Below are 23,937 nucleotides of genomic sequence, written 5' to 3'. Positions count from 1 at the left end.
AAAACAATGTGTTGAGATTATTTTGCGCGGCCATAGACCGTTGGGATAATGTATTTTTCTGTTATTTCAATGCGTATAGCATTTTCAAAACTGTGCATTATTTGATTATGATCAAATGGCTTAAAAAATGATGTCATCATCATTATTTTAGCCATTGGATATAGTGTGTTTCAGGACTTTTCTGTTTGAAACCAAGCGCTTGCCACGCTTGGTCGGCGGCGTTCAGGCCGGTTTGCGCGCGTCGCGGCCGGTTTCGCTCTGGCGCTCCTGATGCCAGGCTTCCAGGGCCTCTTCCGCGTTCAGAATGTGCTGCCGCAGGAAGGCGGCGGCGCTGACCGCGTCCTTGCGGCGGCACAGTTCGAGCATTTCGCTGTGCTCGCGATGGGCGCGATCGCTGAAATTGGTCAGCAGAATCTGCATTCGGGTGTAGCGGTCGGTGCGGTTGTGCAACTGCTCGATCAGCGCCAGGGTCTGCGGCCGGTTGGCGGCCTGGTACAGCGCCAGGTGGAAGCGTGAATTCAGAATGCCCCAGGCGCCGACATCCCGTCGGCGCAGCGCCTCCTCGAACTGCGCCAGCAGCGCGCCGGCCGCGTCCAGATCCGCCTGGGTCTGCCGCGGCACCGCCTCCAGCAACATATCGCATTCCAGCAGCACTCTCACTCGCAACAATTCCAGCACTTCCGGCAAGGACAGCTGGGCGATCACCGCGCCGCGCCGTTCGGTGATGGCCACCAATCCTTCGGCCTCCAGTTGCCGCAGCGCTTCGCGCAGCGGCACCCGGCTGACGCCCAGCTCCTTGGACAGCGCCTCCTGGCGCAGTTGCGTGCCGGCCGGCCACTCTCCCAGCAGGATGCGCTGACGCAGCGTGTCGGTGGTGGTGGCGGTGAGGGTTTGGCGCGGTGCTGTGGTTCGGGGCATGGCGGTGTCGGCGGTTGCAATCCTCAAATTATCACAGGCGCGGGGAGGGCGGGCAATGGCTGCGGCAACGGCGGCGAGGCCGACGCGCTTCGCGCTCATGTCTTGATTTTGTATTCAATTATTGCTGATTTTGCTTGGGGAAAAGATGATTTTTTCAGTCTTTGTCGTGCTGCAATGCAAGGTGATTAAAATGCAACAATGCATAAATATTTGATTTTATTGATTAATAAATTATTTTTGATATAAATCAAAGCCATTTCTTTGCTGCGGTTAGTGTGCGTCGTGCCTTGAAAATTGTATTCAAAAAACGACGAGGTTAGAGTGGCTCCATCACAAGCGAGGAGCAAGATCATGGCGGTGAGCGAATTCGAATGTCTCGATGGCCATACCTGCGGCAACCCGGTGCGGCTGGTGGCGAACGGCGGCCCGCGGCTGGAAGGGGAGACGCAGGCGGAGAGGCGGCTGGACTTCATCCGCCGCTATGACTGGATACGCACCGGCCTGATGTTCGAGCCGCGCGGCCACGCGCAGATGTCCGGCGCCTTCCTGTATCCGTCGACGCGGGAGGACTGCGACATCGCGGTGCTTTACATCGAGACCAGCGGCTGCCTGCCGATGTGCGGCCACGGCACCATAGGCGTGGTCACCATGGCGCTGGAGCACGGCCTGGTGACGCCGGCAACGCCCGGGGTGCTGAACCTGGACACGCCGGCGGGCAAGGTGGCGGCGCAGTACCGGATGGAGGGCGACAAGGTCGCCGCGGTGACGCTGACCAATGTGCCGTCCTTTCTCTATCTGCGGGACGTGGAGGCTGAGGTGTCGGCGCTGGGGCGCTTGCGGGTGGACATCGCCTACGGCGGCAATTTCTATCCCATCGTCGAGACGCAGCCGGGCTATCGCGACATGGCGGATTACTCGCCGGCGCAACTGGTGGCGATGGGGCGCGAGCTGCGCGAATACCTGAACCGGCATTACGACATCGTCCATCCGCTGGACCCGAACATCCGCGGCGTCCGCCATTGCCAGTGGACCGGCGCGGCCAAGAGCGCCGGTTCCAGCGGCGCCAACGCGGTGTTGTACGGCGAGTCGGCGCTGGACCGCTCGCCGTGCGGCACCGGCACCTCGGCGCGGCTGGCGCAACGCCATGCGCGCGGCCTGCTGGCCGTGGGCGAGGACTTCGTCCACGAGAGCCTGATCGGCAGCCAGTTCGTCGGCCGCGTGCTGGCGGAGACCCGGGTGGGCGATTACCCGGCCATCGTGCCCTCGGTGCAGGGCTGGGCGCGCTTCACCGGCTACAACCGAATCCTGCTGGACGACGCCGACCCCTATGTCCACGGCTTCGAGGTGGCCTGAGATGAGCGCTCGCGTCATTGTCGTCGGCGCCGGCGTGGTGGGCATCGCCACGGCGCTGCAATTGAGGCTGGCCGGCCTCGAGGTGCTGTTGCTGGACCGCGGCGAGCCGGCGCGGGAAACCAGCTACGGCAACGCCGGCGCGCTGGCGGTCAGCGACGTGATCCCGCTGGCCGAACCCGGCGTCTGGCGGCGGCTGCCCGGCTGGCTGCTGGACCCGCTGGGGCCGCTGGCGGTGCGCTGGCGCTATCTGCCGACGCTGGCGCCGTGGCTGACGCGCTTCGCGCTGGCCAGCCGCCCGGCCAGGGTGGCGGCGCTGACCCGCGCGCTGGCGGCCTTGCTGAACCGCGCCGCCGCCGACTACGCGCCGCTGGTGGAGCTGGCCGGGCTGGAGGGCATGTGGCGGCGCCACGGCGCGCTGACCTTGTACCGCGACGCCGCCGAGCTCGAGCAGGCTTTGCCGGCCTGGCGGCGAAAGGCCGAGCACGGCGTGGCCTGGCAGGCCTTGGACCAGGCGGCGGCCCAGGCCTGCGAGCCGGCGCTGCGCGACGGCTGGGCGCGCGCGGTCAAGGTGGCGGACTGGTCACATGTCGACGATCCCTATCTGTTCAGCCGCGGCCTGTTCGACGCCTTCGTCGCCGCCGGCGGCGGTTTCGAGCAAGCGGAGGCGACGGCGCTGAGCGAGCGCGGCGGCAAGGTGGACGGCGTGGTCTGCGCCGACGGCCGCACGCTGGCGGCCGGGGAGGTGATCGTCGCCGCCGGCATCTGGAGCGACCGCTTCACCCGCCAGTGCCGCTACCGGGTGCCGCTGGAAAGCGAGCGCGGCTATCACGTCAACCTGCCCAAGGCCGGCGTGGCCTTGCGCCATTTCATCCAGTGCGCCAGCGAAAGCTTCGTGATCCTGCCGCTGGCCGACGGCGGCCTGCGGCTGGCCGGCACCGTGGAGCTGGCGCACCGCGACGCGGCGCCGGACTGGCGCCGCGCCGAGATACTGCTGGACAAGGCACGGCGCATCGTCGGCGATTTTTCCACCGACGGCATGACGCTGTGGATGGGCAATCGGCCGTCGCTGCCGGACACCGTGCCGGTCATCGGCCCGGCGCCGGACCGCGCCGGCCTGTATTTCGCCTTCGGCCACGGCCATCTGGGCCTGACGCTGGCCGCCACCACCGGCGCGCTGCTGCGCGACATGGTGTTGCGGCGCCCGTCCGGCCTGGACGTGCATCCTTACCGACTGGCGCGTTTTTAGAGCGTGTTTACGATCTGCCGCGCCGCGGCCTCTCCGCGCCGGCGGCCTCGACGCCGCCGGTCACCCACCCGAAGCAGAGGAGAAACGTCATGCAAGCAAGATCGCCACGGTTGCCGAGCGCAACCCAGGTCGTCGCGGTGATGGCCGGTTTCATCGCCATCATGTTCCTGTTCCTCAATGTGCTGGACCTGCCGATCCAGCTGGCCTTGTTCAGCAGCTGGTTCCTGGTGATAGGCCTGGGCAACTGGTTGGGCCGCAGTTACGACGATATGCAGCAGGGCCTGATCCAGGGCATCTACAACGGCATGGTGGCGGTGCTGGTGCTGATCACCGTCGGCGCCTTGATCGGCACCTGGATCGCCGGCGGCGTGGTGCCGGCCATCATCTACTACGGCCTGGCCATCATGAGCCCGCAGATTTTCCTGGCCGCAGCCTTCATCATCTGCATGCTGACCTCGCTGGCCACTGGCACCTCTTTCGGCACCGCCGGCACCGCCGGCATCGCGATGATGGGCATAGGCTACAGCTTCGGCATGCCCTTGCCGCTGGTGGCCGGCGCGGTGATTTCCGGCGCCTACGTCGGCGACAAGATGTCGCCGTTGTCGGACACCACGGTGATGACCGCCTCGCTGTGCAAGGTGGACTTGATCGACCACATCCGCTCGATGATGTGGGTCAGCGTGCCGGCCACGCTGTTGACCACCTTGCTGTTTCTCGGCGTCGGCTTTTTTTATGTGGACGCCGGCCTGGACACCAGCCGCGCCGATCAGGCGATGCAGGCCTTGGGCTCGCATTTCACCGTCAACGGCTGGCTGCTGCTGCCGGCGGCGGCGGTGATCGCGATGCTGGCGATGCGGCTGCCGTCGATTCCGGTGATCACCGCCGGCGCGGTGATGGGCGTGGTCTGCGCCTGGTGGGCGCAGGGCATGCCCTTGCTGGACGCGGTGCGCACCGCGTACTTCGGCAACCGCACCGCGTCCGACATCGAGTTTCTCAACACCTTGCTCAACCGCGGCGGCATCGAATCCATGCTCAGCGTGATCGCGCTGATCCTGTTCGCTCTGGGCCTGGGCGGCCTGATGGAGCGCGCCGGCATCCTGGAGGTGATCAGCGCCAACTTCCTGCGCTGGGCCAATAATCCGGGGCGGCTGACCGTCTCCACGCTGCTGGGCGGCTTTTTCGGCAACTTCTTTGGCGGCGCGGCCTATGTGTCGCTGATCACCGCCAGCACCATCACCGAACGCAATTACGACCTGCAGGGCATAGAGCGCCGGGTGTTGTCGCGCAATGTCGAGGCCGGCGGCACGGTGACGGCGCCGATGGTGCCGTGGAGCGACGGCGGCGTGTTCATGGCGGCGACGCTGGGCGTGTCCACGCTGCAATACCTGCCCTTTCTTTGGTACCACCTGCTGGTGATCGCCATCAGCGTGTTCTACGGCTACGCCGACATCGCCATCTGGCGCGTCCGGCCCGCCGGCGCCGCGGCCGCGGCGCCGGCCTGAGCCGCGCGGCTTCCCTCCACCCCAAGCACAAAGGAAACACCCCATGCAACAACAAGGCATTCTGGTTCCCATCGTCACGCCTTTCGACCGCGACGGTCGCCTGGACCTGGCGGCGCTGCGGCAGCTGGTCGAGCGCTTCATCGAACAGGGCGTCGCCGGCATCGTCGCCTGCGGCACCACCGGCGAGTACTACGCGCTGGACGAAGACGAGCGCCGCCAAGTGCTGGAGTGCGTGGCCAAGGCGGGCAAGGGCCGGCTGCGGCTGATCGCCGGCGCCAACGATCTGTCCACCCGCGGCGCGATAGCGCGCGCGCGCCAGGCGGCGGAGCTGGGCTACGAGGCGCTGATGCTGGCGCCGCCGGCCTACAGCCTGCCGGACCAGGCCGGCATCGTCGCCCACTTCAAGGCGGTGGCCGCCGCCAGCGCGCTGCCCATCATTCTCTACAACTTCCCGGCGCGCGCCGGCGTGTCGATAGACATCGCCAGCGTGATCGAGCTGAGCCGCGACCCCAATATCGTCGGCATCAAGGAAAGCAGCGGCGACTTCAGCCGCGCGCTGGCGCTGATCCAGGCGCGGCTGCCGGATTTCGAAGTGATCTGCGGCTGCGACGACCAGGCGGCGGACTTCCTGTTCTGGGGCGTGCGCAGCTGGATCAGCGGCGCGGCCAATGTTTTCCCCGGCGAGCAGGCGGCGATGCTTAACGCGGCCAAGGCCGAGGACTGGGCGCGAGTGCGCACGCTGATGGCGGCGATGTATCCGGCGATCCAGGCGATGGAGTCCGGCGGCTACAACCAGAAAGCCAAGCTGGGCGTACGCCGCCACGGCGTCGACGCCGGCGATGTGCGCCTGCCGCTGCTGCCCTTGCCGAACGCGGAAGCCAAGGCTTTTCTCGACGCGCTGGCCGCGTTCGATCGTTAACAGGAGACGGAGATGGCATTGAACAAGGAAGCGGTATTCGACAGCGCACGCGCCGGGCGCTTGTGGGCCGGCCTGCTGATTCCCGGCCATGAGGGCAGGGGGGAGCGGCTGGAGAACCGGACGCCGATGGACAACAGCCTGATCGGCCATGTCGCCGCCGGCGACGCCGCCGACGTCGACGCCGCGGTGGCGGCGGCGCGCGCCTGCTTCGAGTCCGGCGAATGGTCGCGCCGGCCGCCGGCCGAGCGCAAGCAGACGATGCAGCGCTGGGTGGCGTTATTGCATGAGCACGTTGAGGAGCTGGCGGCGCTGGACTGCATCGACGCCGGCAAGCCGATCACCGAATGCCTGAACACCGATCTGCCGGCCACGCTGGACACCTTCGCCTGGTACGCGGAGGCGATAGACAAGTGCTACGGCAAGGTGGCGCCCACCGGGCCGGAGGCGCTGGGCTTCATCGTCAAGGAGCCGATAGGCGTGGTGGGCGCGGTGCTGCCGTGGAACTTCCCGGCGCAGATGTACGCGTGGAAAGTGGCGCCGGCGCTGGCCGCCGGCAATTCGGTGGTGGTGAAGCCGGCCAAGCAGACCTCACTCAGCGCCTACCGCATCACCCAGCTGGCGCACCAGGCCGGCATCCCCGCCGCCGCGCTGACCCTGGTCACCGGCTCCGGGCTGGCGGTGGGCGAGGCGCTGGGCCGGCATCCGGACGTGGACATGGTGTCCTTCACCGGCTCCACCGAGGTGGGGCGTCTGTTCCTGCGATACGCCGCCGACAGCAATCTGAAGGAGGTGGTGCTGGAGCTGGGCGGCAAGAGCCCGCAACTGGTGTTCGAGGACGCGGCGCTGGACGATATCGTCGACGACGTGCTGGCCGCCGCGTTCTGGAATATGAGCGAGAACTGCAGCTGCGGCTCGCGTTTGATCGTCGCCGCCGGCGTCAAGGACGCGCTGCTGGAGAAGCTCAAGCAGCGGCTGGCCGGCTGGAAGCTGGGTCTGCCCACCGACCCGACGGTGCAGGTGGGTCCGCTGGTGGAGCAGGCCCACTTCGAACGGGTGAAAGCCTATCTGGAGGTGGCCAAGGCCGAGGGCGCGCGGCTGGTGCTCGGTGGCCGCATTCACGCAGAGCTGGGCAGCGGCTGGTATATCGAGCCCACCATCTTCGACCAGGTCAGCGCCAAGATGCGCATTTTCCAGGAGGAAATCTTCGGGCCGATCCTGGCGGTAAGCACCTTCGACAGCGAGGAAGAAGCGGTGCGCTTGGCCAACGACAGTGTCTACGGCCTGGCCGCCTCGCTGTACACCCGCGACGTCAAGCGCGCGCAGCGCGTCGCCGCCGCCTTGCGCGCCGGCACGGTATCGGTCAACGGCTTTTCCGAAGGCGACATCAGCACGCCGTTCGGCGGTTTCAAGCAGTCCGGCTTCGGCGGCCGCGACAAGGGTCTGGAGGCGCTGGAGCAATACCAGCAGACCAAGACCATCTGGTACGTGAACTAGCGTCCGGCGCGGTCTGATCCGCCGCCGGCGCGCCCGGCCGGCTCCGCAGGCGCGGCGCCGGCTTGTTCCCGCAGCACCCATGTCAAAACAAAGGAGAGACGAGATGAAACCCATTATCCCCTTGCGGGCGGCGCTTGCCGGCGCCGCCTTGATGATAGGCCCCTGGCCGGCAGCTGCCGAAACCGTGGTCAAGATCGGCTTCGCCTCGCCCTTGTCCGGCCCGCAGGCCCATTACGGCAAGGACAATGAAAACGCCGCGCGGCTGGCGGTGGACGACCTGAACGCGCGCAAGGTACAGGTTGGCGGCCAGCCGGTGCGCTTCCAGCTGTTGGCGGAAGACGACCAGGCCGATCCGCGCATCGGCACCCAGGTGGCGCAGCGCTTCGTCGACTCCGGCGTCAAGGCGGTGCTCGGTCATTTTAATTCCGGGGTGTCGATTCCAGCGGCGCGCATCTACGCCGCCGCCGGCATTCCGCAGCTGTCGGTGTCCACCAACCCGGCTTACACCCAGCAGGGCTATCGCACCACTTTCCGGCTGGTGGGCAGCGACAGCCAGGTGGGCGCGGCGCTGGGCCGCTTCGCGGTACAGACCTTGAAGGCGGGCAGCATCGTGGTGATAGACGACCGCACCGCCTACGGCCAGGGCATCGCCGACGAGTTCGCCAAGGCGGTGCAGGCCAGCGGCGGCAAGATCGCCCGTCGCGAGTACACCAACGACAAGGCCAGCGATTTTTCCGCCATCCTGACCGCGGTCAAGCCCTTGCGGCCCCAGGTGGTCTTCTACGGCGGCGCCGACGCCCAGGCCGCGCCGATGGCCAAGCAGATGAAGCGGCTGGGCCTGGACGCCAAGCTGCTGGGCGGCGACATGCTGCAAACGCCGACCTTTCTCAGCCTGGCCGGCGACAGCGCCAACGGCCACTTCGCCGGCATTCCCGGCGGCCAGTTGAACGATCGGCCGGCGGGCAAGGTCTTCCGCCAGCGCTATCAGGCGCGTTTCAAGCAGGACGTGGTGCTGCTGGGGCCGCAGTTCTACGACGGCATGATGCTGGTGGCCGCCGCGATGCAGCAGGCGGGATCGGTGGAGCCGGCGCGTTTCATGCCGGTCCTGGCCAAGCTCAGCTACACCGGGGTCAGCACTAATTTTTCCTTTAACGCCAAGGGCGATCTCAATAAGGCGGCGGTGACGATTTCCGAGGTCAAAAACGGCCAGTGGACGACGCGGGCGGTGATGCAGTGACAGGAGGCCGGCCGCCGCCCGTCCGGGCGGCGGCAAGGGGCCGGCTTCAGCGGACGTTGGCCGGGCTGAGCAGCTCGGCCAGCAGCGGCACGCCGGTGCGGTGTTGCAGAGGATCGAAGAAACTGAAGTTCAGGCGCATCGCGTTGCCGGTGTCCTGTCCCGGGGTGTGGAACATCTGCGACGGCGCGAAGTGCAGTCCTTGCTGCATCGCCATCGGCAGCAGGCGGCGGCAATCGACGCCGGGCGGCAGCTCCACCCACAGGAAGTAGCCGCCTTGCGGCCGCGCCATCCTGCAATCGGCGGGGAAGTGGACGGCGATCTGTTGTTGCAGCGCGGCCAGATTGTTTTGCAGCCGCTGGCGCAGCAGACTGAGCATGTCCTCGTGATGGCCGCCGGCCAGCAGCCGCGCCAGCGCCATCTGGCTGGGCAGCGGCGTGGCCAGCGAACTGCACAGCTTCAGGCCCAGGATGCTGTCGCGGAAGCGACCGGCGGCGATCCAGCCGACGCGATAGCCGGGGGCCAGCGATTTGCTGAACGAGGAACAGTGCAGCACGCTGCCGCGCTGATCGAAAGCCTTGAGCGGCAGCGGCGCGCCTTCGCCGAAGTACAGCTCGCGATAGGTGTCGTCCTCGATGATGGGCACGCGGTGGCGTTCCGCCAGCGCCAGCAGCGCGGCTTTTTGCGAATCGCTCATCACCTGGCCGGTGGGGTGCTGGAAATTGGGCATGGCGATGATGCCGGCCGGCTGGTGCTGGATCAGCAGCGCCTCCAGCCGTTCCAGGTCCAGCGGTTGCCCCGGCGGACAGTTGAAGCCGACGGCGCGCAGCTCCAGGTGCTCAAGCTGTTCGAAGATGGGCGGGAAGGCCGGGGTGATCACCAGCATGCAATCGCTGCCGCTGAGGCGGGCCACCGAGCGGATCGCCAGGTTCAGCGCCTCCATGCCGCCGCAGGTGATCAGCATTTCCTCGCCGTCCAGCTCCACTCCCTGGGCCAGGTAGCGCAGCGCCAGTTCTCGGCGCAAGCCCTCGTAGCCTTCGCTGTCGGTGCTGGACAGCGCGTAGCGGTAATCGCTGAGCGCGCGGGTCAGCGCGCGGGTCAGCGGCGTGGTGTTGATCAGCACCGGGTTCATGAACGGGCAGCCCCAAGGCATGGGCAGCGCCATGGTCAGGTGCTCGGCGCGGAACTCGCCGGGATGGTCCGGCAGCGGCGGCGCCTGGCGCAGCGACAGCGAGGACAGGCCCAGCACCCGGAAGCCGGAGCGGGGCAGCGATTCGATCAGGCCCTGCTTTTCCAATTCGGCGTAAGCGCGTTGGGCGGTGGTGATGCTGACCTTGTGGTCCAGGCACAGTTTGCGCAGCGAGGGCATGCGGTCGCCGGGGCGCAGATGGCCTTGCTCGATGGCATGGCGAAAGCGCTGGCTCAGTTGACTGGTCTTGCTCATTGTATTCCTGGCGGTTGGGCCGCGGCGGCGTCGCGCCGCGGCATGACTCCTGATGGACTGCCTGGGCCCGTCGACGTTTGCTTGCTTCCGAAAAACGTCGGCGGGTCCCGGCTTCATTCGCCGATGAAGCTGGATTTTTCCCTGATCATACTACCGTCATGGCTCAGAGAGCTGACCACGAAGTAGATGTCGTGCGCGCCGCGGGTGGCGTGCTCGGGTTCGGCCTGCACCCGCACGGTGACGGTTTCGGTCCGGGTGGGCGCGACTTCGACAATCTGTCCGGGCTTGTCCAGCTTCAGGCTGGGCAGGCCTTCCACCTGGATCTTGAAGCGCTGCGCCTGTTCGCTGGTGTTGATCAGCTTCAGGTTGTAGCTGTTTTCCAGCAGGCCGTCGTCGGTGGCGCGCACCAGGACCGCGCGGTCGCGCAGCACGTCCACCTTGAACGGTTTTTTCAGGATCAGCGCGGTGGTGGACAGGGCGATGATGCCGGCCAGCAGGCTGGAGTAAACGATGACCCGCGGGCGATGGCTGCCGCTGGGGCGTTCCGGCTTGCCGGCGGCTTCCAGCGCGGCGGCGCTGGTGTAGCGGATCAGCCCGCGCGGCGCATGGATCTTGTCCATCACCTGGTCGCAGGCGTCGATACAGGCGGCGCAGCCTATGCACTCGTATTGCAGGCCGTTGCGGATGTCGATACCGGTGGGGCAGACCTGCACGCAGATGCCGCAATCGATGCAGCTGCCGCGCGCTTTGTCGGCGGCTTGCTTGCTCTTGCCGCGCGGTTCGCCGCGGCGGTTGTCGTAGGAGATGATCAGGGTGTCGTTGTCGAACATCGCGCCCTGGAAGCGCGCGTACGGGCACATGTGCAGGCAGACCTTCTCGCGCAGCACGCCGGCCAGCAGCCAGGTGAAGCCGCCGTAGAACAGGATCCAGAAGCTTTCCCACGGGCCGTAGGCCAGGCTGGGCGCGGCGGCGGCCAGTTCGCGCACCGGGGTGAAGTAGCCGACCAGGGTGAAGCCGGTGAACAGCGAGAACAGGCCCATCAGTCCGTGCGACAGCGTCTTGCGCGTCAGCTTGTTCACGCTCATCGGCGCGGCGTCCAGCTTGCGGCGCGCGTTGTGGTCGCCCAGGGTCAGCCGTTCGATCCACAACATGATCTGGGTGTAGACTGTCTGCGGACAGCTATAGCCGCACCACAGCCGGCCGGCCAGCGCGGTCCATAGGAACAGGCCCAGCGCGCAGATCACCAGCAAGGCGGCGAAAAAGATGAAGTCCTGCGGCCAGAAAGTGAGGCCGAAGATCAGGAAGCGGTGCTGTTCCAGGTCCAGATGCACAGCCTGTCTGCCGTTCCACTGCAACCAGGGCAGGCCGAAGAACACCAGTTGGGTAGCGAGAACCATGAACACCCGAACGTTGTTGAAGCGGCCGGTGGTCAGGCGCGGATAGATTTTGATGGGGACGGCTTGCTGGCTAGACATGGCAAAATGACCATTGGATGAAAACCCCTTATTAGTACTGCTTGGGATCGGTACAAACAATGAACAGTTGTCTTTGAAAATGTGTATACAGCGCCGTCTGTCTATATACAGATGGGAGCGCGGGCTTGGCCGCGCCCAGTGAAAACTTCAAGTGAAAACAACGGGTTTGCCGGTGCGGGCGGCGGGCGCTGCCTGGCGCCGGCCCGGCTTTGTCCGGCATCGGCCGCGTGGCGCTGTGCTGATCGCCGCCGCACAATAATCCTGCCGAGATTGTGGGTTTCGCGGGATTTTATCGGGCAAGCTGCGGGAAAAGCCGATAAATCCCGTCCACGATGATCTCCACCGACACCGCCGCCAGCAGCATGCCCATCACCCGGTTGACGATGTTGATGCCGGTCTGGCCCAGCAGACGCGACAGCGGCGAGGCCAGCACCAGCGCGCCGTAGCAGGTGATGGCCACCAGCAAACTGCTCACCAAAAGGTAAACCACCTGTACCCACGACGCGGCCGTAGTCGCATAGATGATCACGGTTGAGATGGTGCCGGGCCCGGTCATCAGCGGGATGGCCATTGGCACCACGGCGATATTGGTCTTGGTTTCGGCCTCCTCGCGCTCCACCTTGGTGGTCTTGGTCGGCCCCGGCTTGGCGTTCATCAGCGCGATGGCGATCAGCATCACCAGCAGGCCGCCGCCCACCTGGAAGGAGCCGACGCTGATGCCGAGAAAGCGCAGCAGGGTTTCGCCGACGACGGCGAACAGGCAGAGCACGATGGCCACGGCGATGGCCGTGGTCTTGGCGATCTTCTTGCGCTCCAGCTGGTTGGAGGTGGGCGTCAGGCTGATGAAGATGGGGATGGCGCCCAACGGATTGACCAGCACCAGCAGCGCGATGAATATTTTTGCGATTTCGACTTCCATGGTTCGGATCATACCTTTCGCTGGAGGACGCCGCATTCAGGCGGGAGACGGGAAGCGTCGGCACTGCGTCAGACCGGGTCGCTCCGCGTAAAAAAACCGGTTGGCGCCATCGGGCGCAACCGGTTTCAGCATAGCCGGAATTCGGCTCAGTCCGCGTTCAGCAACTGCTCCAGCGTGCGGCGGTAAATCTCGGACAGCGGCTCGACGTCGGCCACTTCCACGCACTCGTTCAGCTTGTGGATGGTGGCGTTGACCGGGCCGAACTCCACCAGCTCGCGCGCGATGCGCTTGATGAAGCGGCCGTCCGAGGTGCCGCCGGTGGTGGACAGCTCGGCCCGGCGGCCGGTGGCGTCGGCGATGGCGCGGCCCAGGGCCTCGGTGAGCTTGCCCGGCTGGGTCAGGAAGGGCTGGCCGGACAGCTGCCAGTGCAGCTCGTAGCCCAGGCCGTGGCGATCCAGGATGGCGCAGACGCGCTCCTTCAGCGATTCCGCGCTGCTCTCCGGCGAGAAACGGAAGTTGAAGCGGATGTCGCAATGGCCGGGGATGATGTTGCTGGCGCCGGTGCCGGCGTGGATGTTGGACACCTGCCAGCTGGTGGGCGGGAAAAAGGCGTTGCCCTCGTCCCAGCGCGTCGCCGCCAGTTCGGCCAGCGCCGGCGCCATCAGATGCACCGGGTTCTTGGCCAGGTGGGGGTAGGCGATGTGGCCCTGGATGCCGTGCACGATCAAATGGCCGGACAGCGAGCCGCGGCGGCCGTTCTTGATGGTGTCGCCCAGCGCCTGGTCCGAGGTGGGTTCGCCGACGATGCAATAGTCTATGGTTTCGCCGCGCGCCTCCAGCGCGTCCACCACCTTGACGCTGCCGTCCACCGCCACGCCTTCCTCGTCCGAGGTGATCAGGAGGGCGATGGAGCCGGGATGTTCAGGATGGCGGGCGACGAAGTCCTCGCAAGCGGTGACGAAGGCGGCCAGCGAGGCCTTCATGTCGGCGGCGCCGCGGCCGTAGAGCAGGCCGTTGCGGACGGTGGGCTCGAACGGTGGGCTGTCCCATTGTTCCAGCGGGCCGGTGGGCACCACGTCGGTGTGGCCGGCGAAGCAGACCAGCGGGCCGGCGTCGCCGCGGCGCGCCCAGAAGTTGTCGACGTCGCCGAAGCGCATGCGCTCGACGCGAAAGCCTATGGCTTCCAGCCGGGCTATCATCAGCTCCTGGCAGCCTTGGTCGCGCGGGGTCACCGAATCCAGCCGGATCAGCTGCCGCGCCAGTTCTAAGGTTGCGCTCATTTCAGCAGGCGCTCCGCCCAGTCGGCTTCGACGAAGCCGACGCTGATCTTGCCGCCGGCGTCCAGCACCGGGCGCTTGATCACCGAGGGGTTGGCCTGCATCAGCGCCAGCGCGGCCGGCAGTTGCTCGGCGCCGGCCTTGACCTCGTCCGGCAGCACGCGCCAGGTGGTGCCCTGGCGGTTGATCAGCTTGGCGAGGCCGACCGCGTCGGCCCAGCGCTCCAGGCTGGCGGCGTCCGCGCCCTGTTTTTTGAAATCATGGAAGTGGTAGTCGAGGCCGTTGTCGCTCAGCCATTGGCGCGCTTTTTTGACGGTGCTGCAATTGGGGATGCCGTAAAGAGTAATCATGGGTGGGTTACAGGTCCAGTTTGATGCTGTCGAAGCTTGGCGGCTCGCCGCCGGTTTGCTTATCGTCGCCGCTCGCCGCTTTTTCCTTGCTCTGATTGATCAACCAGTACAGGTTGGTGGGCGAGTCGGCGTTTCTCAGGGCCTCGTCCAGGCTGATGCGTCCCGCGCTGTAGAGCCGGTACAACGCCTGTTCGAAGGTTTGCGAACCATCGCTCATGCTGCTTTCGATGGCCTCCTTGATTTTGTCTATCTCTCCGTTGCGGATCAACTCCGAAATGCGCGCGGTGTTGATCAGGATTTCGATCGCCGGCACTCGGGCCCCGTCCACGGTGGGGATCAGCCGCTGCGAAACCACGGCCTTCAGCGCGGAGGACAGGTCCATCAGCAGCGCGGCGCGGCTTTCCGCCGGGAAGAAATTGATGACCCGGCTCAGCATGTGATAGCTGTTGTTGCCGTGCAGCGTGGAAATGCACAAATGGCCGGATTGGGCGTAGGTGACCGCCTGGGTCAGGGTTTCCGGGTCGCGGATCTCGCCTATCATCAGCACGTCCGGCGCCTCGCGCATCGCGTTCTTCAGCGCGCGGGCGTAGGAGAGGGTGTCGAAGCCGACTTCGCGCTGGTTGACGATGGATTTGTCGTGGCGGAACAGGAATTCGATCGGGTCCTCCACGGTGAGGATGTGGCCGCTCATGCTTTGGTTGCGGGTTTGCAGCATCGCCGCCACGGTGGAGCTCTTGCCGGAGCCGGTGGAGCCGACCACCAGGATCAGGCCGCGCTTGAGCTTGATCAGCTCGCTGAGCACCGGCGGCAGCTGCAAATGATCCAGCGACGGAATATTGGGCAGGATGTAGCGCACCACCATGCCCACCGAGCCGCGTTGCCAGAAGATATTGATGCGGAAGCTGCCGAGGCCGGGCACCGGATGGCCCAGGTTCATCTCGCGTTCCTGTTCGAAGACGCCTATCTCTTCTTCGCTCATCAGGCTGTAGGCCAGTTGCTTGACCATGTCCGCGGTCAGCGGTTTTTCGTTCAGCGGCAGCAGCTCGCCGTTCTGCTTGATCATCGGCGGCGAGAAACTGGTGAAGAACAGATCACTGGCGCGGCGTTCGGCCATCAATTTGAAAAACGGCAGCATCAACATAATCGTGCACCCGGAAGCGGCAAGGTTCATCAATGGAGCGGCTGTTTTAAAGTGTAGCCGTCCCGCGGCCAAAAAAAACGCCGCCCGACAGGACGGGCGGCGGCGATTTCATGGCGTCTGCATGGATCAGGCGGGTTTGGCGCCGCTGTTCTCGTCGCGCAGCGCGCGGCGCAGAATCTTGCCGACATTGGTCTTGGGCAGTTCGTCGCGGAACTCCACCAGCTTGGGCACCTTGTAGCCGGTCAGATTGTCGCGGCAATGCTGGATGATGTCCTTTTCCGTCAGCGCGCGGTCCTTGCGCACCACGAAGACCTTGACCACCTCGCCGGACTTGTCGTCCGGCACGCCGATGCAGGCCACTTCCAGCACGCCGGCGTGGCCGGCCACCACGTCTTCGATCTCGTTGGGGTAAACATTGAAGCCGGACACCAGGATCATGTCCTTCTTGCGGTCCACCAGCTTGACGAAGCCGTCCGTCGTCAGCATGGCCATGTCGCCGGTGGCGAGGAAGCCGTCCGGGCTCAGCACCTTGGCGGTTTCGTCCGGCCGGTTCCAATAGCCTCTCATCACCTGAGGGCCGCGGATGCATAGCTCGCCCTGCTCGCCGGGGGCGACCTCCTTGCCGTCCGCGTCGCGCAGCTGCATCTCGGTGGAGGGCACCGGCACGCCGATGGCGCCGTTGTAGGCGGCGAGATCCAGCGGGTTCATGCACACGGCCGGGCTGGCCTCGGTCAGGCCGTAAGCCTCCACCAGGGTGACGCCGGTCACTTGCTTCCACTTGTCCGCCACCGCCTTTTGCACCGCCATGCCGCCGCCCAGCGCCAGGCGCCAGGTGGAGAAGTTCAGCTTGGCGAACTCGGGGTTGTTCAGCAGCGCGTTGAACAGGGTGTTGACCCCGGTCATGCAGGTGATCGGGTACTTGCTCATTTCCTTGATGAAGCCGGGAATGTCGCGCGGATTGGTGATCAGGATGTTGAGCGCCCCCACCTCGGTGAACACCATCAGGTTGGCGGTCAAGGAGAAGATATGATAAAGCGGCAGCGCGGTGACGATGATCTCCTGTCCCGGACGGATCACCGGCTTCACCCACTCGCCGGCCTGCAGCATATTGGCGACGATATTGCGGTGCAGCAGCATCGCGCCCTTGGACACGCCGGTGGTGCCGCCGGTGTATTGCAGGAAGGCGATGTCCTCATGGCCCAGCTCCACCGGCCGGTAAGGCGCGCGCGCGCCGCGGGACAGGGCGTCGCCGAAGCGGACATGGCCGGGCAGGCGCCACGGCGGCACCATCTTCTTGACCTTGCGCACCACGAAGTTGACCAGCATGCCCTTGGCGAAGCCCAGCATCTCGCCGATGGAGGCCACGATCACGTGCTTGACCTGGGTGCGAGGCAGCACCTGCTCCAGCACGTTGGCGAAGTTCTCCAGGATCACGATGGTTTCGGCGCCGGAGTCCTTCAGCTGATGCTCCAGCTCGCGCGGGGTGTACAGCGGGTTGACGTTGACCACGGTGCCGCCGGCGCGCAGGGTGCCGAACACCGCGACCGGATATTGGAGCAAATTGGGCATCATCACCGCGACGCGGTCGCCCTTCTGGAGTTTCAGCTCATGCTGCAGATAGGAGGCGAACTGGCCGGAGAGCTGGTCCATCTCGCGATAGCTGAGCTCTTTGCCCATGCAGGCCAGCGCGGGGCGGTCATGGAATTTCTTTACGCTGCGGTCGAAGACCTCGACCACGGATTGAAACTGGTTGATGTCGATTTCGTGAGCTACGCCCGGCTGGTAGTTTTTGAGCCACACCTTTTCCATAAATCCCGGTTTCTCCATCGTGCTGGTTAACGAGAGTCGCGCCAGCGTGTCGCGCGCCGGCGGGCGTCGTACCTATTTGGTGACTATATATTTGTTATGTCGCGGCGGCTTGGCCGCTCATGACGTCAAACTGCTGTTTGAGTGCCCGGTAATGTACCGTAACTGGAACCGCTCGCAAAGAAGTCCGGCGCAAACAGCCGTCTCGTCCCGTTGGAGGGGGGCGGTTCGCCGGTTTTCTTTTTCAATGGAATAGGTTACAATCGCGTCGGTTAGGGATGGGCGTTTCGCCCATTTTTTATTTGTGGAAAAAGCAATGGATGTTCGTTTGCTGCTGGAAAACACCCTGCCGGGTCTCGGCTACGAGTTGGTCGATCTTGAAATGACCCCAGGGGGCGGTTTTCGCGTTTTTATCGACAAGCCGGGTGGCATCACCGTGGAAGATTGCGTCCAGGTGAGCAATCACTTCACCCGCCTTTTCATGGTCGAGAACATCGACTACGAGCGACTCGAAGTGTCTTCGCCGGGCTTGGACCGTCCGCTGAAGAAAGAGGCTGATTTCGTCCGCTTCGCCGGAAAGCTTGCCAAGATCAAGACGCGCATGCCGATCGAGCAGCAGAAGAAATTTACCGGTCGTCTTGCCGGGGTCGAGGAAGACTCTGTGAAGCTGGATGTGGATGGCCGCATCGTGGCGATTCCGTTTGCCAATATCGACAAGGCCAGGCTGGAGCCTGAGTTTTGATGTCTGGACGGCCATAAGCCACGCAAAAGGACAAAAATCGGAGAGGAATGAATGAGTCGCGAGATTTTGTTGCTGGTGGATGCCCTGGCGAGCGAAAAGAATGTCAGCAAGGATGTGGTGTTCTCCGCCCTTGAGATGGCGCTTGCCTCGGCAACCAAGAAAAAGTTTACCGATGACGAGATGGACGTGCGCGTCGAAATCGACCGCCACAGCGGTCAATATCAGACCTTCCGCCGCTGGTTGGTGGTGGAAGACGAGCTGCTGGAATCGGAAAGCAAGGAAATCGGCGTAATCGACGCGCGCGAGCGCGATCCGCGCATTGAAGTGGGCGCGTTCATCGAAGAGCCGATGGAGGCGGTGGAGTTTGGCCGCATCGGCGCGCAAACCGCCAAGCAAGTGATCCTGCAACGCATTCGCGACGCTGAGCGCGAGCAGCTGCTGAACGAGTTCCTGCAGCGCCGCGAGCACCTGGTGACCGGCACCATCAAACGCATCGAGCGCGGCAACGCCATCGTCGAATGCGGCAAGCTGGAAGCGGTGCTGCCGCGCGATCAGATGATCCCCAAGGAAAACCTGCGCGTGGGCGACCGCGTCAAGGCTTTCCTGTTGCGCATCGATCGTCTGGGTCGCGGCCCGCAGCTGGTGCTGTCGCGCACCTCTCCGGATTTCCTGACCAAGCTGTTCGAGCTGGAAGTGCCGGAAATCGACGAAGGTCTGCTGGAGATCAAGGCCGCCGTGCGCGACGCCGGCATGCGCGCCAAGATCGCCGTCAAGGCCAACGACGCGCGCATCGATCCGCAGGGCACCTGCATCGGCATGCGCGGTTCCCGCGTTCAGTCGGTCAGCCAGGAGCTGGGCGGCGAGCGCATCGACATTGTGTTGTGGGCGCCGGAACCGGCTCAGTTCGTGATCAACGCGCTGTCGCCGGCTGAAGTCAGCCGCATCATGGTGGACGAAGACAACCACAGCATGGACGTGGTGGTGGAGGAGGAGCAACTGGCGCTGGCCATCGGCCGCAGCGGCCAGAACGTCAAGCTGGCCGCCGAGTTGACCGGCTGGTACCTCAACATCATGACCGTTGCCGAGGCTGAAGAAAAGCATCAGGCGGAAGACGCCGCCGTGCGTGATCTGTTCGTAAGCGCCCTGGGCGTGAGCGAAGACGTCGCCGCCGTACTGGTGCAAGAAGGCTTTGCCGCTTTGGAAGAAGTGGCTTATGTGCCGATTGCGGAGATGCTGGAGATTGAAGGGTTTGATGAAGAGCTGGTCAACGATCTGCGCAGCCGCGCACGTGACGCTCTTTTGACACAGGCTATTGCGTCCGAAGAAAAGGTGGAAAGCGTTTCCGATGGCCTGCGCGATATCGAGGGCCTGGACGCCGAGCTGGTTCGCAAGCTGGCCGAAGGCGGCGTGATCACCCGCGACGATCTGGCCGATTTGGCCGTGGACGATCTGGTGGACATGACCGGCATGGAGGCCGAGACCGCCCGCGCCGTCATCATGAAGGCGCGCGAGCACTGGTTCGACCAGTAAGGCCTGTCCGGAAAGAATTTACAGAATTTGGGAAGACGCATGGTTTTGACAAACGTAAAACAATTTGCCAGTGAGCTGAACCTCACACCGGAACGCCTGCTGGAACAGCTGGGCGCGGCCGGCGTGAGCAAACGCTCGCCGGATGACGCGCTATCCGCGCAAGACAAGTCCCAGCTTCTTGACTATCTGAAGCGCTCCCACGGCGCGCGCGACGAAGAGTCGCGCATCGCCCTGACGCGCAAGTCCACCAGCGAGATCAAGACCGCCGACGGCAGCACCGTCAAGGTGGAGACCCGCAAGAAGCGTTTCGTGGTGCGCCCGGAAGAAGCGTCCGCGGCTCAGCCCGCCGCGGCCGAGTCCAGCCCGGCCGAGCCGGTGAAGGCGCCGGAACCGGCGCCGGCTCCGGCGGTGGAAGCCAAGCCCGAACCGAAACCGGAAGCCAAGCCCGAGCCCAAGCCGGAACCGGCTCCGCAAGCCGCGGAAGCCAAGCCCGAGCCGAAGCCGGCTGAAGCGCCGCGCCAGGAAGCCGCCAAACCGGCCGCTCCCAAGCCGGCCGCTCCGGCGCAGCGTCCTACCGTGGCCTCCATCCTGAGCCCGGAAGAAATCGCCGCTCGCGAAGCGGAAGAGAAGCGCCAAGCCGCCTTCCGCGCCCGCCAAGAAGCGCTGATGCGTGAAAAGATCGAACGCGAAGAGCGCCGCCAGGCCGCGCGCCAGGCCGCCTTGCAACCGCCGCCGGCTCCCGAGCCGGTGCGCGCCGCTGAGCCGCCGGCTCGCCGCGAAGAACCGCGCCGCGACGACCGTCGTCCGGCCGGCGCCGGCGACAATCGCGGCCCGCGTCCGGCAGGCGACAACCGCGGCCCGCGCCCGGCAGGCGACAACCGCGGCCCGCGTCCGGCAGGCGACAACCGCGGCCCGCGCCCGGCTGGCGACAACCGTGGCCCGCGTCCGGCGGGCGACAACCGCGGCCCGCGTCCGGCTGCTGCCGGCGCGCCCGGCGCTCCGGCGGTTCCGGCCACCGTGGCCGGCCGTCCCGACGCCAAGAAAGGCGGCGGCGGCAAGAAGGGCGGCGATCGCTGGGACGAAGGCAAGAAGGGCGGCCGCGGTCTGAGGACCAAGGGCGGCGATGCCGGCAACGACTGGAAATCCCGCGGCGGCAAAAGCCGTCACAAGCAGAACAATCAGCACGCCTTCCAGGCGCCGACCGAACCCATCGTGCATGAAGTGCTGGTGCCGGAAACCATTTCCGTCGCCGACCTGGCGCACAAGATGGCCGTCAAGGCCGTCGAGGTGATCAAGGCGCTGATGAAGATGGGCATGATGGTGACCATCAACCAGGTGCTGGATCAGGAAACCGCGATGATCGTGGTGGAAGAAATGGGCCACGTGCCGAAGGCGGCTCAGGCCGACGATCCGGAAGCCTACCTGGAACTGGGCGGCGGCGAAGCCGTGGAAGTGGCGGAACTGCCGCGCTCCCCGGTGGTGACCGTGATGGGCCACGTCGACCACGGCAAGACCTCGCTGCTGGATTACATCCGCCGCGCCAAGGTCGCCGCGGGCGAAGCCGGCGGCATTACCCAGCACATCGGCGCCTACCACGTGGAAACCCCGCGCGGCATGATCACCTTCCTGGACACCCCGGGTCACGAAGCGTTTACCGCGATGCGTGCCCGCGGCGCCAAGGCCACCGACATCGTGGTGCTGGTGGTGGCGGCGGACGACGGCGTGATGCCGCAGACCATCGAAGCCATCCACCACGCCAAAGCGGCCAAGGTGCCGATGGTGGTGGCGGTGAACAAGATCGACAAGCAGGGCGCCAACGTCGAGCGCATCCGTCAGGAACTGGTATCGCATGAAGTGGTGCCGGAAGACTGGGGCGGCGACACCCAGTTCGTCGAAGTGTCGGCCAAGATGGGCCAGAACATCGACGCGCTGCTGGAAGCCATCCTGCTGCAAGCCGAAGTGCTGGAGCTGAAGGCTCCGGTGGAGGCGCCGGCCAAGGGCATCATCGTCGAGGCTCGCCTCGACAAGGGTCGCGGCCCGGTGGCCACGCTGCTGGTTCAGTCCGGCACCCTGAAGAAGGGCGACGTGGTACTGGCGGGCACCGCCTTCGGCCGCATCCGCGCGATGATGGACGAAAACGGCAAGGCCATCGAATCCGCCGGTCCGGCGATTCCGGTGGAGATCCTGGGTCTGTCCGACGTGCCGCAAGCCGGCGAAGACGCGATGGCTCTGGCCGACGAGAAGAAGGCGCGCGAAATCGCCTTGTTCCGCGCCGGCAAGTTCCGCGACGTGCGTCTGGCCAAACAGCAGGCGGCCAAGCTGGAGAACATGTTCGCGCAGATGGCGGAGGGCGAGGTGCAAACCCTGTCCATCATCATCAAGGCCGACGTGCAAGGTTCCTACGAAGCGCTGGCCGGCAGCTTGCAGAAGCTGTCCACCGACGAAGTCCGCGTGGGCATCCTGCACTCCGGCGTGGGCGGCATCTCCGAATCCGACGTCAACCTGGCGATCGCCTCCAAGGCCATCGTGATCGGCTTCAACACCCGTGCCGACGCCGCCGCCCGCAAGCTGGCGGAGAGCGAAGGCGTGGACATCCGCTACTACAACATCATCTACGATGCGGTGGACGAAGTGAAAGCGGCGCTGTCCGGCATGCTGGCTCCGGAGAAGAAAGAACAGATCCTGGGCACGGTGGAAATCCGTCAGGTGATCCCGGTGTCCAAGGTGGGCAATATCGCGGGTTGCATGGTGACCGACGGCATGATCAAGCGCACCGCTTCGATCCGTCTGATCCGCAACCACGTGGTGGTGCACACCGGCGAACTGGACTCCTTGAAGCGCTTCAAGGACGACGTGAAGGAAGTGAAGCAGGGCTACGAATGCGGCCTGATGCTGAAAAACTTCAACGACATCCAGGAAGGCGACCAGCTGGAAGCGTTCGAAATCGTGGAAGTGGCGCGTTCCCTGTAAGCGGGACGCCAGGGGCGGGTGCCGGTCTGACCGTGAGGTCGGCGGGCGCTCGCCTTTTTTAATTTTCGCCGCGAAAACCACGAAATGACATGGCGGCCCGCGCCGTGTCATTTCTTGGGTTTCGTGGTCTTGAGCGGCGGCGACGCCGCGCAAAGTTGATTGGAAGCAATATGGCAAAAGCCAAAAAAGGTTTCTCCCGTTCCGACCGCATCGCCGAGCAGATTCAGCGCGAACTGGCGGAACTGACCCGCAAGGGCCTGAAAGATCCGCGCGCCGGCTGGATCACCATCACCCTGGTGCAAGTGACCCGCGACTATTCGCACGCCAAGGTGTTCTACACCGTGATGGACGAGAAGACGCGCGAAGCGACGCAAGAGGCGCTGGAAAGCTCGGCCGGCTATCTGCGCTCCGAGCTGGGCCGCAGCATCAAGATCTTCACCACGCCGCAGCTGCACTTCGTCTACGACGAGTCGGTGGAGCGCGGCATGCACATGACCAGCCTGATCAATCAGGTGGCGCGCGAGGACGCCGAGAAGTTCGGCGGCCAGGAAGCCGCATCCGGCGAGGACGGCGCCGAGGGCAAGGAATGAGCAAGCCGCGCAGCAATCGCCGCCCGATAGACGGCGTGCTGCTGATCGACAAGCCTTACGACATTTCCAGCAACGGCGCGCTGCAAAAGGCGCGCTGGCTGCTGAACGCCGCCAAGGCCGGCCACACCGGCGTGCTGGACCCGCTGGCCACCGGACTGTTGCCGGTGTGCCTGGGCGAGGCCACCAAGTTCTCCTCCTATCTGCTGGACGCGGACAAGGGCTACCGCGCCACGGTGAAGTTCGGCGTGGTCACCACCACCGGCGACGTGGAAGGCGAGGTGGTGTCCGAGCGCCCGGTCGCTTTCGACCGCGACGGCCTGCTGGCGGCGATGGCGGCCTTCCGCGGCGAAATCTCCCAGGTGCCGCCTATGTATTCGGCGCTCAAGCACCAGGGCAAGCCCTTGTACGAGTACGCGCGCGCCGGCATCGAGATCGAGCGCGAGGCGCGGCGGGTGCATATCCGCAAGCTGGAGCTGATCAGCCTGGACGGCGACAGCGCGGTGATCGAGGTGTTGTGCAGCAAGGGCACCTATATCCGCACCCTGGCCTGCGACATCGGCGAAGCCCTGGGCTGCGGCGCTCACCTGACCGGCCTGCGCCGCACCGCCACCGGCGGCTTCACGCTGGACGAGGCCTTGCAGTTGGCCGACATCGAGGCGCTGGAAATGCCGCAGCGCGAGGCGCTGTTGCTGCCGGCCGACATCCTGGTGCGCCATCTGCCCGAGGCGGAACTGGCGGCCGACGAGGCCGGTAAATTCATGCACGGACAGCCCGTGCGTTTTGCCGAAAAATGTGCGAAAATGCAGCGTTTCCGGATTTACCGCGAGGGAAGCCGGGAATTCCTGGGGCTGGGCGAGGCGCGCGACGATGGTCGCCTGCATCCGATCCGGCTCCTGGCGAGCAAGGCGGCGACGCTTTGAACGCCGGCGGCCATTAGGCCGCAACCGGAGTGTTGATGGGTTGCCGGGGTTTAGGCCTTGGCTGCTCGCTGCACTTGTCGGGTTGAAAAACCCCTACTGATAATTTG

The 23,937-nt window shown here is 65.2% G+C and carries 19 protein-coding genes; 11 read left to right on the top strand and 8 right to left on the bottom strand.

Translation table 11 applies throughout. The annotated features are described in order from the left end of the window. Nucleotides 1-222: 222 nt before the first annotated feature. Nucleotides 223-918 carry a GntR family transcriptional regulator gene (locus tag VK98_RS01730; protein ID WP_048412395.1) on the bottom strand — a complete coding sequence of 232 codons (696 nt, stop codon included), beginning with the start codon at nt 916-918 and terminating at the stop codon, nt 223-225. Nucleotides 919-1,269: 351 nt separating this feature from the next. On the opposite strand from VK98_RS01730, the gene VK98_RS01725 reads away from it, so the two are divergent. From VK98_RS01725 to VK98_RS01700, 6 genes are all read left to right on the top strand, one after another. After that, nucleotides 1,270-2,271, top strand: a complete 1,002-nt coding sequence (locus VK98_RS01725; protein ID WP_048412394.1) for a 4-hydroxyproline epimerase — start codon at nt 1,270-1,272, stop codon at nt 2,269-2,271. 1 nt (nt 2,272) lies between these two features. Next, nucleotides 2,273-3,517 (top strand): FAD-binding oxidoreductase, encoded by a 1,245-nt coding sequence (locus tag VK98_RS01720; protein WP_048412393.1) that lies wholly within the window; start codon nt 2,273-2,275, stop codon nt 3,515-3,517. An 89-nt stretch (nt 3,518-3,606) separates the two neighbouring features. Then, entirely contained in the window at nt 3,607-5,019 is a 1,413-nt protein-coding gene (gene nhaC, locus VK98_RS01715) for a Na+/H+ antiporter NhaC (RefSeq protein ID WP_048412392.1), read from the top strand. A 43-nt stretch (nt 5,020-5,062) separates the two neighbouring features. Then, the gene (gene dapA / locus VK98_RS01710) at nt 5,063-5,938 is read left to right on the top strand and encodes a 4-hydroxy-tetrahydrodipicolinate synthase (RefSeq protein WP_048412391.1); all 876 of its coding nucleotides are present in this window, start codon (nt 5,063-5,065) and stop codon (nt 5,936-5,938) included. 12 nt (nt 5,939-5,950) lie between these two features. Then, nucleotides 5,951-7,432, top strand: coding sequence for an aldehyde dehydrogenase (locus VK98_RS01705; protein WP_048412390.1), 1,482 nt, complete (start codon nt 5,951-5,953; stop codon nt 7,430-7,432). A 103-nt stretch (nt 7,433-7,535) separates the two neighbouring features. Continuing rightward, complete coding sequence (locus VK98_RS01700; protein ID WP_082158715.1) at nt 7,536-8,669, top strand: branched-chain amino acid ABC transporter substrate-binding protein; 1,134 nt, start codon at nt 7,536-7,538, stop codon at nt 8,667-8,669. Nucleotides 8,670-8,715: 46 nt separating this feature from the next. On the opposite strand, the gene VK98_RS01695 is transcribed toward VK98_RS01700, so the two are convergent. The 7 genes from VK98_RS01695 to VK98_RS01665 form a co-directional block, all read right to left on the bottom strand. Then, nucleotides 8,716-10,110 carry a PLP-dependent aminotransferase family protein gene (locus tag VK98_RS01695; protein ID WP_048412389.1) on the bottom strand — a complete coding sequence of 465 codons (1,395 nt, stop codon included), beginning with the start codon at nt 10,108-10,110 and terminating at the stop codon, nt 8,716-8,718. A 113-nt stretch (nt 10,111-10,223) separates the two neighbouring features. Continuing rightward, the gene (gene ccoG / locus VK98_RS01690; protein WP_048412388.1) at nt 10,224-11,585 is read right to left on the bottom strand and encodes a cytochrome c oxidase accessory protein CcoG; all 1,362 of its coding nucleotides are present in this window, start codon (nt 11,583-11,585) and stop codon (nt 10,224-10,226) included. A gap of 289 nt (nt 11,586-11,874) precedes the next feature. Then, the gene (locus VK98_RS01685) at nt 11,875-12,504 is read right to left on the bottom strand and encodes a MarC family protein (protein ID WP_048412431.1); all 630 of its coding nucleotides are present in this window, start codon (nt 12,502-12,504) and stop codon (nt 11,875-11,877) included. Nucleotides 12,505-12,650: 146 nt separating this feature from the next. Then, a complete protein-coding gene (gene dapE, locus VK98_RS01680; RefSeq protein ID WP_048412387.1) occupies nt 12,651-13,784 on the bottom strand; it encodes a succinyl-diaminopimelate desuccinylase in 1,134 nt (377 codons plus the stop codon). Then, nucleotides 13,781-14,131, bottom strand: coding sequence for an arsenate reductase (locus VK98_RS01675; protein ID WP_048412386.1), 351 nt, complete (start codon nt 14,129-14,131; stop codon nt 13,781-13,783). Before VK98_RS01675 ends, dapE begins: the two co-directional genes overlap by 4 nt. A 7-nt stretch (nt 14,132-14,138) precedes the next feature. After that, nucleotides 14,139-15,266: a PilT/PilU family type 4a pilus ATPase gene (locus tag VK98_RS01670; RefSeq protein WP_231589188.1), complete on the bottom strand. Its 1,128-nt coding sequence runs from the start codon at nt 15,264-15,266 to the stop codon at nt 14,139-14,141. Between the two features lie 132 nt (nt 15,267-15,398). Next, complete coding sequence (locus VK98_RS01665) at nt 15,399-17,081, bottom strand: long-chain-fatty-acid--CoA ligase (RefSeq protein WP_048412384.1); 1,683 nt, start codon at nt 17,079-17,081, stop codon at nt 15,399-15,401. A gap of 313 nt (nt 17,082-17,394) precedes the next feature. Between VK98_RS01665 and rimP the strand changes: the two genes are divergently transcribed. From rimP to truB, 5 genes are all read left to right on the top strand, one after another. Then, entirely contained in the window at nt 17,395-17,820 is a 426-nt protein-coding gene (gene rimP / locus VK98_RS01660) for a ribosome maturation factor RimP (protein ID WP_048412383.1), read from the top strand. 51 nt (nt 17,821-17,871) lie between these two features. Next, nucleotides 17,872-19,350, top strand: a complete 1,479-nt coding sequence (gene nusA, locus VK98_RS01655; protein WP_048412382.1) for a transcription termination factor NusA — start codon at nt 17,872-17,874, stop codon at nt 19,348-19,350. A gap of 39 nt (nt 19,351-19,389) precedes the next feature. Next, a complete protein-coding gene (gene infB / locus VK98_RS01650) occupies nt 19,390-22,320 on the top strand; it encodes a translation initiation factor IF-2 (RefSeq protein ID WP_048412381.1) in 2,931 nt (976 codons plus the stop codon). Nucleotides 22,321-22,490: 170 nt separating this feature from the next. Further along, nucleotides 22,491-22,910, top strand: a complete 420-nt coding sequence (gene rbfA, locus VK98_RS01645) for a 30S ribosome-binding factor RbfA (protein WP_048412380.1) — start codon at nt 22,491-22,493, stop codon at nt 22,908-22,910. Further along, complete coding sequence (truB, locus tag VK98_RS01640) at nt 22,907-23,830, top strand: tRNA pseudouridine(55) synthase TruB (RefSeq protein WP_048412379.1); 924 nt, start codon at nt 22,907-22,909, stop codon at nt 23,828-23,830. Before rbfA ends, truB begins: the two co-directional genes overlap by 4 nt. The last annotated feature ends 107 nt before the right edge of the window (nt 23,831-23,937 follow it).

The sequence above is a fragment of the Chromobacterium sp. LK11 genome, from assembly GCF_001043705.1.
Lineage (GTDB): Bacteria > Pseudomonadota > Gammaproteobacteria > Burkholderiales > Chromobacteriaceae > Chromobacterium > Chromobacterium alkanivorans.
Note: the sequence above shows the minus strand (reverse complement) of the source record. Positions and strands in the feature narration are given on the sequence as shown.

Coding starts and splice junctions, on each gene's coding strand:
- VK98_RS01730 (WP_048412395.1), bottom strand. CDS start 918: ATGCCCCGAACCACAGCACCGCGCCAAACCCTCACCGCCACCACCACC.
- VK98_RS01725 (WP_048412394.1), top strand. CDS start 1,270: ATGGCGGTGAGCGAATTCGAATGTCTCGATGGCCATACCTGCGGCAAC.
- VK98_RS01720 (WP_048412393.1), top strand. CDS start 2,273: ATGAGCGCTCGCGTCATTGTCGTCGGCGCCGGCGTGGTGGGCATCGCC.
- nhaC (WP_048412392.1), top strand. CDS start 3,607: ATGCAAGCAAGATCGCCACGGTTGCCGAGCGCAACCCAGGTCGTCGCG.
- dapA (WP_048412391.1), top strand. CDS start 5,063: ATGCAACAACAAGGCATTCTGGTTCCCATCGTCACGCCTTTCGACCGC.
- VK98_RS01705 (WP_048412390.1), top strand. CDS start 5,951: ATGGCATTGAACAAGGAAGCGGTATTCGACAGCGCACGCGCCGGGCGC.
- VK98_RS01700 (WP_082158715.1), top strand. CDS start 7,536: ATGAAACCCATTATCCCCTTGCGGGCGGCGCTTGCCGGCGCCGCCTTG.
- VK98_RS01695 (WP_048412389.1), bottom strand. CDS start 10,110: ATGAGCAAGACCAGTCAACTGAGCCAGCGCTTTCGCCATGCCATCGAG.
- ccoG (WP_048412388.1), bottom strand. CDS start 11,585: ATGTCTAGCCAGCAAGCCGTCCCCATCAAAATCTATCCGCGCCTGACC.
- VK98_RS01685 (WP_048412431.1), bottom strand. CDS start 12,504: ATGGAAGTCGAAATCGCAAAAATATTCATCGCGCTGCTGGTGCTGGTC.
- dapE (WP_048412387.1), bottom strand. CDS start 13,784: ATGAGCGCAACCTTAGAACTGGCGCGGCAGCTGATCCGGCTGGATTCG.
- VK98_RS01675 (WP_048412386.1), bottom strand. CDS start 14,131: ATGATTACTCTTTACGGCATCCCCAATTGCAGCACCGTCAAAAAAGCG.
- VK98_RS01670 (WP_231589188.1), bottom strand. CDS start 15,266: ATGCTGCCGTTTTTCAAATTGATGGCCGAACGCCGCGCCAGTGATCTG.
- VK98_RS01665 (WP_048412384.1), bottom strand. CDS start 17,081: ATGGAAAAGGTGTGGCTCAAAAACTACCAGCCGGGCGTAGCTCACGAA.
- rimP (WP_048412383.1), top strand. CDS start 17,395: ATGGATGTTCGTTTGCTGCTGGAAAACACCCTGCCGGGTCTCGGCTAC.
- nusA (WP_048412382.1), top strand. CDS start 17,872: ATGAGTCGCGAGATTTTGTTGCTGGTGGATGCCCTGGCGAGCGAAAAG.
- infB (WP_048412381.1), top strand. CDS start 19,390: ATGGTTTTGACAAACGTAAAACAATTTGCCAGTGAGCTGAACCTCACA.
- rbfA (WP_048412380.1), top strand. CDS start 22,491: ATGGCAAAAGCCAAAAAAGGTTTCTCCCGTTCCGACCGCATCGCCGAG.
- truB (WP_048412379.1), top strand. CDS start 22,907: ATGAGCAAGCCGCGCAGCAATCGCCGCCCGATAGACGGCGTGCTGCTG.